The sequence below is a fragment of the Providencia alcalifaciens genome (assembly GCF_020271745.1).
GTDB classification, from domain to species: Bacteria; Pseudomonadota; Gammaproteobacteria; order Enterobacterales; family Enterobacteriaceae; genus Providencia; species Providencia alcalifaciens_B.
The window spans coordinates 2,674,278-2,687,763 of record NZ_CP084296.1 but is presented as its reverse complement, the minus strand read 5'-3'; the positions used below and the strand labels follow the sequence as shown (position 1 = coordinate 2,687,763).

Here is a 13,486-nt window from a genome sequence, read left to right as displayed (position 1 = left end):
CAAAACCACCAACAGAGTAATCCTTACTGTGATCGGACAAATTTGTTCCAAAGTTTATCACAATATTTTGACATTACCATTCGGCTTATTCGCATTTTCTGCGTAACTATTTAAGACTACCAACGGTTTGCAGAAGCTTCATCACTCTCTTTGGCTTCCACCCAACGTTCATTATCAGGGAGAGACTCTTTTTTCCAGAATGGTGCTTTGGTTTTCAGGTAATCCATTATAAATTCAGCCGCTTGAAATGCGGCATTACGATGTGCACTGGTCACGCCCACGAACACAATCTCTTCACCGGGTTGTAAAGTACCGATACGGTGGATCACACTCACGCGTTGCAGTGGCCAACGCTCTCGAGATTGCATCACAATGTCCGCTAAGGCTTTTTCCGTCATTCCTGGGTAGTGTTCAAGGGTCAGCGCCGCTACGCTGTCCCCTAAATTATGATTACGGACTTTACCTGTGAATGTCACCACAGCGCCATCACTGTCACATTCAGCGAGCCACGCATACTGCTCGCCGACACTGAAATTCTCGGTTTGTACCGCAATATGGGTATTGTCCATGGTCACCCCCCCGTGACGGGTGGGAAGAAAGCCACTTCATCACCCGCATTCAGGGGATGGTCAGCAGAAACAAACGATTGATTAACTGCCGCTAATAATTTGCCATCTTCCAAAGCCAGCGCCCAGCGATCACCTTTTTGAGTTAATGCTTGGCGCAGAGATCCTACTGTTGGATACTCCGCCGCTAACTCTAAACGGTCAGTACCAACTAATTCACGAACTTGAGCAAAAAAGAGGACTGTGATCATGCTTCCACCTTAAAATGACCGGACTTTCCACCCGTTTTTTCTAATAAACGCACAGGACCAATAACCATATCTTTTTGTACCGCTTTGCACATGTCGTAGATAGTTAATGCCGCGACAGAGGCTGCCGTTAACGCTTCCATTTCGACGCCCGTTTTCCCTGTTAATCGGCAACACGTTTCAATACGAACACGGTTATGGGCTTGCTCAGCTTCAAGAGTGACTTCCACTTTGGTCAGTAGTAAAGGATGGCATAGCGGGATCAACTGCCACGTATTTTTTGCAGCTTGGATCCCTGCGATACGTGCTGTCGCAAAGACATCCCCTTTATGGTGACTGCCATCTACTATCATCGCTAAGGTATCTGGATTCATCGTCACAAACGCTTCTGCGCGTGCTTCACGGACAGTTTCCGCTTTGGCTGATACATCAACCATGTGCGCCTCGCCCGACGCATTGAGGTGGGTCAGTTGGGACATAATTACTCCTGAAAATCAAAAAGTTATTAACCGCCGATAACGGAAAGATTCGGGGTGATCCCGCTGTCGCCTTGGTGAAGGAAATGGGTTTCACGTTTAGACATTAAGCCACTTTGGATACGTGCTTTTAAGGCTTCATTCTGGTTTTCATCACCCAGTAAATCACGCAGTGGAATGCCATTTTCACCAAATAAACACAAATGCAGATTGCCTAAAGAAGACACCCTGAGACGGTTGCAGCTTTGGCAAAAGTCCTTCTCATACGGCATGATCAGCCCAATTTCCCCTTGGTAATCAGGGTGACTAAAGACTTGGGCCGGACCATCGCTACGAGAACGTGGCTGCATATACCAGCCTTCTGCGATGAGGCGATCACGAACGGTTTCACCAGACACATGGTAACGTTGGAATAGGTTGCTGCCTTCCCCTGTTTCCATGAGTTCAATAAAGCGCAGTTGAATTGGACGATGTTTGATCCAATTGAGGAAAGATTTGAGGGCGATATCATTGACGTTTTTCATCAAGACTGCGTTGACTTTGACTTTTTCAAAGCCAGCATCAAATGCAGCATCAATCCCTTTCATGACTTGGAAAAATTTATCTTGCCCAGTGATAGCCGCAAACTGGCGAGGGTCAAGGCTATCCACACTCACGTTCACGGCATTCAAACCCGCATCTCGCCATGCTTGCACATCACGAGCCATACGATAACCATTGGTTGTTACGGCGATTTTTTTTATGGCGTTATTTTCTTTGATAGCGGCGATGATATCGGTGAAATCTTTACGCATTGTTGGCTCACCGCCAGTGATACGGACTTTTTCAGTCCCTAACTCAGCAAAAGCGCGGCTCACTCGACGGATTTCATCAAGCGTTAGAAATTCATGGCGACCACTCGGTTTGTAACCATCAGGCAGGCAATATGTGCAACGGAAATTGCAAACATCAGTGATAGATAAACGAAGATAGTAAAATTTTCGGTCAAATTGATCGACAAGTTGCTGCATATTCACACCTTTCCAAATACGGGAGATGCAGACATTTCTATCTTGCACCCTGGTGACTCAAGGTCACGGCCAGAGCATCATATTCAGGAGAACTTAGACACAAAGGCTAGGAGTTTTATCTAGAACCCTGTGAGTTGATTAAGCCTAGAGAGTTAGGACGATCATCACTGGGTTCACTTATTTTCTGTAAGGATTTTAGCCCATTACAAATAAAAAAGCGAACCCAAAAGCGATATATACCTTAATATACAGCGTGTTACGGGAAATAACCGCTAGATTCAGAAGCCCTTATTATTATGGATAATTTTTTGCTATTTCAATGCAATGACAAGCAGCTATCTGTCAAAATCTCGTCAAAATGAGGTTAACTCTGTGCACATTGTTTGTTGTAGATCAGTTTTATCCCGTACTTTTATTCAGAACATAATCAAGAAATTTGTGATACCGATCGAGAATATTCTCTTTTATTGTTTTTTATCACAGCAAGTAAACTTCGAATGGTGTTTTATGATAGATTAGCGCCAATTTTGTTTTAGCACTGATTCTAGATCGATAATTTAGCTAGATTGACAGTTTAAATAGATTGATTGTTTAAATAGGAACACTATGCCAAACCGTAGTCTGACAAATCTTAATCACGTCGTCGCCCTTGGGGGCGGACATGGACTTGGTCGAGTGATGTCTTCTCTTTCATCTTTAGGCTCCCGTTTAACTGGCATTGTCACCACCACGGATAATGGTGGCTCTACAGGGCGAATTCGTCGTTCTGAAGGAGGAATTGCTTGGGGTGATATGCGTAATTGCTTGAATCAGTTGATTACTGAACCATCCATTGCCTCTAAGATGTTTGAATACCGATTTGCAGGTACAGGGGAATTATCAGGGCATAATCTCGGTAACCTAATGCTGAAATCCCTTGATCATTTAAGTGTTCGCCCACTTGAAGCAATTAATTTAATCCGCAATATGCTGAAAGTGGATGCGCAATTAATCCCGATGTCTGAATCGCCAGTAGATCTGATGGCGATCGATGATATGGGTAATGAAGTCTACGGTGAAGTTAACGTCGATGCTTTGTTGGAGTTACCGCAAGAGTTGCGTTTATACCCTCCCGTTAAAGCCACTAGCGAAGCCCTTGATGCTATTCATCAAGCAGATTTGATTTTAATCGGCCCCGGTAGTTTTTTTACCAGCTTAATGCCCCTATTATTACTCGATGATATCGCCTGTGCCCTGAAAGAGAGCCAAGCCCCGATGGTGTATATCGGTAATTTAGGGAAGGAAATTAGCACCTCCGCTGCCAGTCTCACACTCCCTGAAAAATTAGTGATGATGGAGCATTATATTGGGCGCAAAAAAATCGATGCAGTGATTGTAGGACCACGTACCGATGTTACGACAATCCGCCAAGAACGCAAAGTGACTCAGCGAGTATTAGAGGCGGATGATATCCCTTATCGCCATGATAGAAACTTACTATTAAAAGCCATCGAAGAGACCATTCCCCTTCTGTAATTCACTGAAATTTCAAGTTGCAGGTCAATCCCTGCAACTTCCTCTATTTAAGTCCGATAATGGTGTTTGTCTAATCCATACTTTTTCATACGTAAATAAAGTTTTTTCCGTGGCATTTGCAGATATTCTGACACATCGTTAATTCGTCCTTGATGAATATTCAGCGCTTCCGTAATAATCTGTCGTTCATAATTTTCAATTTGCTGATCTAATGCCGTTGGCGCTACCGACGTTAATAACGGATTCGCAGTTTCCCCCATCGGCATGATTCCAACCGCATACAGCTCCGCTGCGTTGGCTAACTCCGTTACATTTCCAGGCCAATGACGACGACTCAGTTTTTTGACAAAAGACTCATCCAGTTCAGGCAATGTTTGATTCAATCGAGTACAAGCCAGCTCTAAATAGTGTTGAAATAAAACCGGAATATCCGCCTTACGCTGAGATAACGGCAAGCAATTCACTTGGGTTAATGAGAAATAATAATAAAGTTCCGCGATAATTTGCTGCTGTTTAGTCAACGTGAGCAGCGGCTTATCCGAAATTCCAATCAAGCGAAATCCCCGTTGGTCTTGTTGTAAATGCTGAACCAAATAACGCTGTTGATTCACAGGGAGTAGCTCAATATTCTTAATCACCAACGTTCCTGAGAGTGCCTCCGAGACCCATGTTTCAACAGGAACCTCTTGCTCATTTAATAATGTTTTGATCACCAATGGCGCTTGCTGCGGTGTACTGATTTGATGCAGATAACGAGCTAAATAAGTGCGACCGCTACCTAACTCCCCTTGTAAGAACACGGCGGCAAGGGTTTCCGATAACCCTTGAAGCTGCCCGCGAACGTGCTGTGACCATTCACTGCTCCCCACAAAATTGAGCATCAATTGGTTTTTGCCCCACCGGCGCTGCAATACACGCTGTTTCCGTGCCGCCAACGCTTTGGCAACTTGCTCTAAAAGATATTCTGGGTTAATGGGTTTTTGTAAAAAATCCCATGCCCCCATTTTGACCGCTTCCACCGCCATTGGCACATCCCCATGTCCAGTGATCAATACCACAGGGAGATGTTTGTCTTTGGCCAAAAATAGTGCCATCAGATCGATACCCGAACATTCCGGCATACACACATCGCTAAGAACAATACCACTCCAATCGCGGTGAATTAACTCTTTGGCTGTCAATGGGTTATCACACGCATAAACTCGGTACCCCGCTTGTTCGAGTAATAGACAATACGCTTCCAATACATCTTTATCATCATCAATCAGCAATATGTCATGGTTGTCATCAAGCATCTTCAAGGACCTTTTTAAATTCTAAAATTACACACCCATTTCCACGCAACGTAGAAGCGATTCTCAACTCACCCCCAATTTGCTGCATAATCGATTGGCTAATGGATAATCCAACCCCCAGCCCAATCTCTTTGCTTGTCGTGAAGGGTTTCATTAATGTATCCGCTAAATGCAGTGGCCAACCTGTCCCGTTATCACACAAGGTCAATAGCAACTTATCGGGGGTTTCGCTGTAATCAACGGTGATTTCTGCCTCTGTGGGGCTGGCATCAAGCGCGTTAGAGAGCAAGTTAACCAACACTTGCTGAATACCAATTTCATCCCCCAGTACCTTAGGCAATATATCTGGATAACTTAATATCACTTTGCGGGTTTTATGTTGAAGCTTCAAAACATCCCAAGCGCTTTGAATTGATTGGCGCAAATTCACAGGTTGTAATTGCTCATTATCATCACGCTTACGAGCAAATTGGCGTAGTGAACGCACAATGCCATCCATTCGAGCCACAAGCTGCTCTGACTTATTTATCGCCATCAACGAGGTGTCACTGTCTTGCTCTGGCAACCCTTTTTTCGCCATAAATAGGTGCATTGAGAGCGCATTTAGTGGTTGGTTAATTTCATGGGCTAAGGAGGTCATCGTCTGCCCCACTACGGCGAGTTTTGCCGTTTGGATCAATTCATTTTGCGTGGTTCGTAAGTTTTCTTCTATTGCCTTACGCTCTGTAATCTCCTGTTCTAGCTGAGTTTTTTGTTGATTAATTTGAGCGATACTGCGCTGTAGCAGTGTACCAATTCGCCCTAACTCATCGCGACCTTCGACAGGAATATGGGTCGTCAAATCCCCAATACTGATCCGAGCCACTGCTTGGTTTAATGCGGTAAAGCGTTTGACCAAACGAGGACGAATAAACAGCATATTGAACAGCAATACCAGCAGTAATGCCAACCCTGCGGTAATAATAATAATTGTGCCACTCCATGACATAATATTCGCTAAACGCTGATTTAGTGTTTGTAGCTGAAAGTGGCTACTCCCAAGTTGCAAATCAAGCTGAGAGCGAAAATCAGCCAAAATTCGCTCCTTTTCAGTCGTTGCATCATTTAAGGCTCTTTTCGCTATTTGATAATTTTGCAGGACTTCGAGCATTTGGTTATCAGAAAGACCAATATCTAATAACTCATCGATAGTTTGCCTTAGCGTCACTGAACTTGGATATAAATTCAACGCCTCTTCATTGGCGGCAAAATTTGTTTTTAAGTACCCTAAATAACGGGCATAACCGCCAATATCGATGGGATCATCAAAAGCATTACCTCCTTGAATATCCTTCAAGCGTCCCGTCAAAATATTGGTGATCTGCTCTTCCAAACGCGCCAGTGTATAAATTAACTGCAACTCTCCTTGCACGTTACGTAACCGACTTTGTAGCCCTTTAGCTTGAAGAGGGTCTTGCTCAATTTTGTCCAGTAAAGAGCCTTGTTGTAGGCTAATATCTTGCGATAACGAGTTGAGCTCCGTACTAAAGTCGTCATGTAGCCAGTTGATCCGAGAAGATAATGTATTAATTTTTTCCCGAGCTAAAAACAGGGCATATAGTGCCTTGTCCAATCGCTGCAAAAGATCCTGACTTTGTATTAAAATGACAGAAATTTGCTGCTGATCTTGCCCATTCAACTGTTGATTAAATGCGGCTATTTGCGCTAAATGTGCCGTGATTTGGTTACGTAATTGCAATCTTGTCGCTGTATTTGGCGCCTTTAAAAATTCGTTCAATTCATTGACTAAGGTATTTAGCTGCCCTTCAATCAAAAATGAAGCCTGCATTTTGGGAAAATAGTCCCCAAGTGCGTAGCGGATTTGCTTATTTTGCTCTTGCCATGCATACAAGCTGACGCAGCTGACGATCAGTGTCATCAATGCACCCGCGATAAATGCCCCACGTAAAATAGCCGTAATGCTGAAGCGCCCCATCAATTTAGCTATCGATGTTTTCATTTAATCGCTTCCAATACACTGATAGCTTGGCGTTGCTGCTCCTGAAAAAAATGCTGCCAGCGCATATATTCCTCTTCCGCTTTGCGATTATCTTCAAAACGAGAATAGTAAGCAGGATCTTCACTTTCTTTCGCACTGACTGGCATCGCCGTCAGTAGCGCTCGAACCTCTGGTAAAGAATGTTTTAACTTAGCCTCCGCCATATACACCGCACGCCAAGCATCTTTCGATTCCGTTAAACGAAACGTGATCGCCGCATCAAACAGTTGCTGAACTAATCGCTGACGCTGTAATACCAAATGGACATCTAGCGGCTTAGGGGAATCCAATAGTTGGCTTTGTTGCGCTTTTCGAGGGTTATCATCTTCAAGAGGGGTAACTGGGTATTTTCCTGTGCTGCTGTCCGCAAACACTTTTTGTCCTTGTTCACTGAGTAAAAAATCAATCAGTTTTCGTGCTTTTTCTGGCGCTAAACTGTGGCGAGTTATCGCAATAAACGTCGGTGATGTGGCTGAATCAGGAAGATAGTGAAACTCGAGTTCAGGATCAGCTAATAGCACATTTGCGTAATTATCGATAATCGGTGCAGCCCCGCCAAGCCCCACTTTGATTTTATCGGCAACCCCAAAGCTGCGGGATGAAACAGTGGCTAAATTCCCCGACATTCCCAGTAAAATACGCCATCCATTTTCCCATCCTCGCTGCTGTAATAACGACTCTATCATTAAATGATAAGTATCAGAACGAGATGGGCTGCTTATCAATAACGAACCTTGATACTGGCTATTTGTCAGGTCATCCCATGTCTTGGGAATAGATAATTTATTTTGCTCCATCCATTTTCGGTTAGTCAAAATGCCATACCCCGAGAACGCCACCGCAGCAACGGAACCTTTTAAGGATTCTGGAATTAAGCGCTGGGAATATTCAGGAATATCCGGCAATGCACTCAACCGATTATGCTGCTGCAAGTGATACATTAACATCGGCGAGGAGGTCAGGATCAGATCCACATTTTCCAAAGCATCGGTATCTAACAAACGCTCTAATGACGCACTGGTTCGGTTAATAGTACGGATCGGTATCGCATCCACTCGCGCATTCCAATTCATGACTATCGCTTGTGTCGCTTCGGGTGAAAATGTTGTCGCTATTACTAATTCATCATTTTTCGCATGGCTATTTCCCATGCTGTTTAACAAGATGATAAAAAAACAGAGCTGCATTATCAGTGGACGAATTGGTGTTATTAGTCTCATGAGCGCAATCATCCCCTGGGTAGATGTGATTCATATCAAAGAAAGTAACAATAGTGTGAGTTTGTCAAAAAGTGCATTTGAGACAAATTTTACCCTTTTTGGATTTATGCACACACGACAAAACTCACCCGCTTTATTCTCATTGTTACGCGATTAAATCAACCCTTAGTTGCTCATTTTTTGAAATCCATTCCCGTTAATTTATGAATGGGTCAATTTGACTCGTTACTATGCAAAATTGAGTCAATCTTGACCCAAATCCTTAATATTGCGATATTTTTTTAACAAGAACATGATGAGCCTGTCAGAAATAAAACGACAAAAAACATCAGGGAATTTCTTTTTACTCTATTTCACAGGTGAACCTATGCTGTCATTTTTAACGCCAGCCACGGCAAAAAAACAAATTGCACCAGAAAAAGTTCCTGCCGCCTATAAACGCTATCGTGTTCAAGCACTGCTCAGCGTTTTCTTAGGTTATTTGGCTTACTATATTGTTCGTAACAACTTCACGCTCTCTACCCCGTATTTGAAAGAAAACTTAGATTTAAGTACCACCCAAATTGGTCTATTAACCAGCTGTATGCTGATTGCTTACGGGATCAGCAAAGGCGTGATGAGTAGCCTTGCCGATAAAGCCAGCCCAAAAGCATTTATGGCATTTGGTTTGATCCTGTGTGCCATCGTCAACTTCGGAATGGGATTTAGTAACGCATTCTGGTTATTTGTTGGTTTTGTTGTGCTAAATGGTCTATTCCAAGGTATGGGCGTGGGCCCATCATTTATTACCATTGCAAACTGGTTTCCGCGTCGTGAACGTGGTCGTATCGGCGCATTCTGGAATATTTCTCATAACGTGGGTGGGGGTATTGTTGCCCCAATCGTTGGTGCCGCTTTCGCCGTATTAGGTACTGAGCACTGGCAAAGTGCCAGTTACATGGTTCCCGCTTGTATTGCGATTTTATTTGCAGGGGTTGTGTTGGTATTAGGTAAAGGTTCCCCAAAACAAGAGGGGTTACCTGCACTTGACCAAATGATGCCAGAAGAAAAAGTGATCCTGACTTCGGCGCAAAAAGAACAATCACCAGAGAACATGAGCGCCTTCCAAATTTTCTGTACCTATGTGCTGAAAAACAAAAATGCGTGGTATATCTCTTTTGTTGATGTCTTTGTGTATATGGTGCGTTTCGGCGTGATCAGCTGGCTACCAATCTACCTGCTGACAGAGAAAAACTTCTCTAAAGATCAAATGAGCGTGGCATTTTTATTCTTCGAATGGGCAGCTATCCCATCCACTTTATTAGCGGGTTGGTTAACAGACAAACTGTTTAAAGGTCGTAGAATGCCATTAGCTATTGTCTGTATGACACTGATTTTCTTCTGCCTTATCGGTTACTGGCAGAGCCAATCATTAGCTGTCGTCACCTTCTTTGCCGCAGTAGTCGGTTGCTTAATCTATGTACCTCAGTTCTTAGCGTCAGTACAAACAATGGAAATCGTGCCAAGCTTCGCAGTCGGTTCAGCGGTTGGTCTGCGCGGTTTTATGAGCTATATCCTTGGCGCAACGTTAGGTACTAGCTTATTTGGTTTCGTGGTTGACCGTATGGGCTGGCATGCAGGTTTCTATCTGCTCTTAGGAGGTATTGTTTGCTGCATTATCTTCTGTGTGCTGTCCCACTTAGGTGCATTAGAACTTGAGCGTAACCGTCAATCGATAATAGCAAAAGGTCAGTTAGCTAACGCTTAACCTCTCTAAAAAAATTCGACTAAAAATATAACTGAGTTCAGTTTCTCACTGAACTCAGTTTTCTTTATATATTAATACGTTATGTATTAATGAATTGCTTCGATTTCTGTCGGGGATAAGCCTGTAATTTGACTAATAACATCAATGTTTAAACCTAAACTTAAGCTGGTCAAAACTTGGGTATAGGTACGTTGTTTGGCTTTCTCCTGCTCTTCTTGTCGAGCTTCTTCTCTTCCTTCTTCTCTTCCTTCTTCTCTTCCCTCTTCTCTGCCTTCTCTTCTTCCTTGCCTAAACCCTTTTTTTAACCCTTCAATTCTTAAACGATCCGCAATGGTCATAACAGTCTCCTGATATCCTTCGGTTTTTTCTATTAATGTTTTGACTATCTTCTTGTATGTCGGCGTATCCATCACACTAAACAGATAGTTGATGATTAAAATAACGTCGTCGCGATGGTTTTCGTTCTCCTTGATCACCTGCGCTAAGCGCTTTGACAGCACCATAAGGTCATCTTTCAGGGATGAGTGTTTGAGAACTAACTCCAACGCGGCAACTTTTCGGTGATTCACAAGTTCATCGTCACTTGCCACTGTTACATCCACTAACGGCAGGGGATTACAATACAAATCATGCGCTAAATCAGACCACTCAAAGCAATCCGTCCATGATTGGGAATAAGGATAAGGGGATTGATTCCCATGATAAAACAGGATGGGAACCACCAACGGCAAGGTTTGGTACCCCTGCTGCAAATGCTGATTCATCGCGCAGAATGCGTAATGCATCAGCCGCCAGCCCATCAGCTTATCGGGGGAAGATTGGTGCTCCACCAAGAAGTAAAAATACCCCTTACCCTTGAGTGTTTGAACGGAATAGAGCATGTCCGAGAAACGAGAGCGCAATGTTTTATCTACAAATGAAGCACTGGCCAACTTCAAGGTATCAAAATTGCAGAGGTGCTTAATGCGATTAGGAAGATGGACTTCAAAAAAATCCCGCGCATTATCCACTTTGCTCATAAAGCCTTTAAAGGTTGAATCATGAGGAGCTACAATTGATTGGGTCGCCATCTCGGCCTCGTCTTGGTTCATAAGATGACGAGATACTAACCAATATTTTCGGGAGAGTGAGAAAAAGTTAGTCCTAATTACTGCAAATTACTTGACAGGCTAACCTGTTGTTATAAATAACTTTACTAACTTATTCCATTCATAAAAAAGCCCCTTAACCCGCATATTGCAGCGCTAAGAGGCTCTTAATAAATTAGCGTATTTTTTAGCGATTATTAAAAATTACGAATTGGCGATAAATTGGTTTCGTAGCGTTTGTAACTCATCGCGAACCCGTGCAGCGGCTTCAAACTCCAGATCTTGAGCATGTTTATACATCTGCGTTTCCAATTGAGAAATGCGCTGCTCCAGCTCTTTCGTTGACATAGATTGAACATTAAGCAGAGATTCATCTTTGATGCTCTCTTTGCCGCGCCCTTTCCCTTTACCACCGACTTTATGGCCAATCTGTAAGATATCGCCAACTTTCTTATTCAGACCTTGCGGTGTAATGCCATGAGCTTCGTTAAATTCTATCTGTTTTGCTCGGCGTCGTTCGGTTTCTGCGATTGCTTTCGCCATGGAGTTAGTAATTCTATCTCCATACAAAATTGCTTTACCGTTCAAGTTACGTGCTGCACGGCCGATGGTTTGGATCAGTGAACGTTCTGAACGTAAGAAACCCTCCTTATCAGCATCAAGGATAGCCACCAGCGAAACTTCTGGCATATCCAAACCTTCTCGCAATAAGTTGATCCCAACCAGTACATCAAATTCACCGAGACGTAAATCACGAATGATTTCAACTCGTTCTACCGTGTCGATATCTGAGTGTAGATAGCGAACACGCTCCCCATGCTCTTCTAAATATTCGGTGAGGTCTTCCGCCATGCGTTTGGTTAAAGTGGTGACCAGCACACGCTCCTGCTTCTGAACGCGAATACGAATTTCAGATAGCAAATCATCCACCTGCGTTGCCACTGGACGCACTTCAATTAGCGGATCGAGCAGTCCTGTCGGTCTAACCACCTGCTCAATCACTTCCTGCCCCGACTTATCCAGCTCATAATTACCCGGTGTCGCAGAGACATAGATAGTTTGAGGTGCTAAAGCTTCAAACTCTTCAAAACGCATTGGGCGGTTATCGAGAGCGGAAGGTAGTCGGAAACCATACTCTACGAGGGTCTCTTTACGGGAACGGTCACCTTTATACATCGCGCCAATTTGTGGGATTGTTACGTGAGACTCATCCACAACCAACAATCCATCTGCGGGGAGATAATCAAACAGTGTTGGAGGCGGCTCGCCCGGTGCGCGCCCGGAAAGATAACGAGAATAGTTCTCAATTCCTGAGCAGTAGCCCAGCTCGTTCATCATTTCTAAGTCAAATTGTGTGCGCTGAGTAATTCGCTGCTCTTCCAGTAGCTTATGATTCTCTAACAGTACCTTACGCCTATCGGCTAACTCGACTTTGATATTTTCCATCGCCTCAAGAATTCGTTCTCTTGGCGTCACGTAGTGAGTTTTAGGGTAAACGGTAAAGCGTGGTACCCGATGTTGAATAGCTCCGGTTAACGGGTCGAACAATGATAAGCGCTCCACTTCGTCATCAAAAAGTTCAACTCTTAATGCATATTCATCGGATTCTGCTGGGAAGATATCAATCACTTCACCACGAACACGGAAAGTTCCTCGCGTAAACGCTTGGTCATTACGGGTATACTGCAAGTCCGCAAGACGGCGTAAAATAGAGCGCTGGTCAATAATCATGCCGTCCGTCAAATGCAGCATCATTTTCAAATAGCTGTCAGGATCGCCTAACCCATAAATTGCAGAGACGGATGCCACTACAATAACATCACGGCGCTCAAGTAACGCTTTGGTTGCAGACAAACGCATCTGTTCAATATGTTCGTTTACCGAGGCATCTTTCTCAATAAAGGTATCTGAACTGGGAACATACGCTTCAGGCTGATAATAATCGTAATAAGAAACGAAATACTCTACTGCATTCTCAGGAAAGAAGGCTTTCATTTCGCTGTATAATTGCGCAGCCAAGGTTTTGTTATGCGCCATCAACATCGTTGGGCGATTTTCTTGAGCAATCACGTTCGCAATAGTAAAGGTTTTACCCGACCCAGTAACCCCGAGTAAAGTTTGATGAGCAAGACCATCTTCTAACCCTTCTCTTAATTTACGAATCGCCTCAGGCTGATCACCCCCCGGCTGAAAATCAGAATACAGTTTAAAATCCTTGCTCATAGTTATGCCTCTTTAATAATCTCCCGCCTATGATACTGGATAAAAAACCAGCTTCAAGTA

Annotated in this window: 11 protein-coding genes and 1 riboswitch; of the genes, 2 read left to right on the top strand and 9 right to left on the bottom strand. The window is 43.6% G+C overall.

Annotated elements, in window-relative coordinates:
- Nucleotides 1-116: 116 nt before the first annotated feature.
- The 4 genes from moaE to moaA form a co-directional block, all read right to left on the bottom strand.
- Entirely contained in the window at nt 117-569 is a 453-nt protein-coding gene (gene moaE, locus LDO51_RS12375; protein WP_036949766.1) for a molybdopterin synthase catalytic subunit MoaE, read from the bottom strand.
- Between the two features lie 2 nt (nt 570-571).
- Nucleotides 572-817, bottom strand: coding sequence for a molybdopterin synthase sulfur carrier subunit (gene moaD / locus LDO51_RS12370; protein WP_225574792.1), 246 nt, complete (start codon nt 815-817; stop codon nt 572-574).
- Nucleotides 814-1,293: a cyclic pyranopterin monophosphate synthase MoaC gene (gene moaC / locus LDO51_RS12365; protein ID WP_225574791.1), complete on the bottom strand. Its 480-nt coding sequence runs from the start codon at nt 1,291-1,293 to the stop codon at nt 814-816. Before moaC ends, moaD begins: the two co-directional genes overlap by 4 nt.
- Nucleotides 1,294-1,319: 26 nt before the next feature.
- On the bottom strand, nt 1,320-2,300 hold the full coding sequence (moaA, locus tag LDO51_RS12360) for a GTP 3',8-cyclase MoaA (RefSeq protein ID WP_225574790.1): 981 nt from the start codon (nt 2,298-2,300) through the stop codon (nt 1,320-1,322).
- Nucleotides 2,289-2,425, bottom strand: a riboswitch (molybdenum cofactor riboswitch). Its footprint overlaps the gene before it by 12 nt.
- A gap of 481 nt (nt 2,426-2,906) precedes the next feature.
- Between moaA and LDO51_RS12355 the strand changes: the two genes are divergently transcribed.
- The gene (locus LDO51_RS12355; protein WP_225574789.1) at nt 2,907-3,815 is read left to right on the top strand and encodes a gluconeogenesis factor YvcK family protein; all 909 of its coding nucleotides are present in this window, start codon (nt 2,907-2,909) and stop codon (nt 3,813-3,815) included.
- 47 nt (nt 3,816-3,862) lie between these two features.
- On the opposite strand, the gene pgtA is transcribed toward LDO51_RS12355, so the two are convergent.
- The 3 genes from pgtA to LDO51_RS12340 are packed head-to-tail and all read right to left on the bottom strand — an operon-like array spanning nt 3,863 to nt 8,368.
- Nucleotides 3,863-5,110 (bottom strand): two-component system response regulator PgtA, encoded by a 1,248-nt coding sequence (gene pgtA / locus LDO51_RS12350; protein ID WP_225574788.1) that lies wholly within the window; start codon nt 5,108-5,110, stop codon nt 3,863-3,865.
- Complete coding sequence (gene pgtB / locus LDO51_RS12345; RefSeq protein WP_225574787.1) at nt 5,103-7,109, bottom strand: two-component system sensor histidine kinase PgtB; 2,007 nt, start codon at nt 7,107-7,109, stop codon at nt 5,103-5,105. Before pgtB ends, pgtA begins: the two co-directional genes overlap by 8 nt.
- A complete protein-coding gene (locus tag LDO51_RS12340; RefSeq protein ID WP_336432170.1) occupies nt 7,106-8,368 on the bottom strand; it encodes an ABC transporter substrate-binding protein in 1,263 nt (420 codons plus the stop codon). The genes pgtB and LDO51_RS12340 overlap by 4 nt, the downstream gene beginning before the upstream one ends.
- A 367-nt stretch (nt 8,369-8,735) precedes the next feature.
- On the opposite strand from LDO51_RS12340, the gene pgtP reads away from it, so the two are divergent.
- Nucleotides 8,736-10,115, top strand: a complete 1,380-nt coding sequence (gene pgtP / locus LDO51_RS12335; RefSeq protein ID WP_225574786.1) for a phosphoglycerate transporter PgtP — start codon at nt 8,736-8,738, stop codon at nt 10,113-10,115.
- 86 nt (nt 10,116-10,201) lie between these two features.
- Here the strand turns inward: pgtP and LDO51_RS12330 are convergent, their stop codons facing one another.
- Together LDO51_RS12330 and uvrB are read right to left on the bottom strand one after the other, a co-directional pair.
- A complete protein-coding gene (locus LDO51_RS12330) occupies nt 10,202-11,185 on the bottom strand; it encodes an Rpn family recombination-promoting nuclease/putative transposase (RefSeq protein WP_225574785.1) in 984 nt (327 codons plus the stop codon).
- Between the two features lie 222 nt (nt 11,186-11,407).
- Entirely contained in the window at nt 11,408-13,426 is a 2,019-nt protein-coding gene (gene uvrB / locus LDO51_RS12325; protein WP_225574784.1) for an excinuclease ABC subunit UvrB, read from the bottom strand.
- Nucleotides 13,427-13,486: the final 60 nt, after the last annotated feature.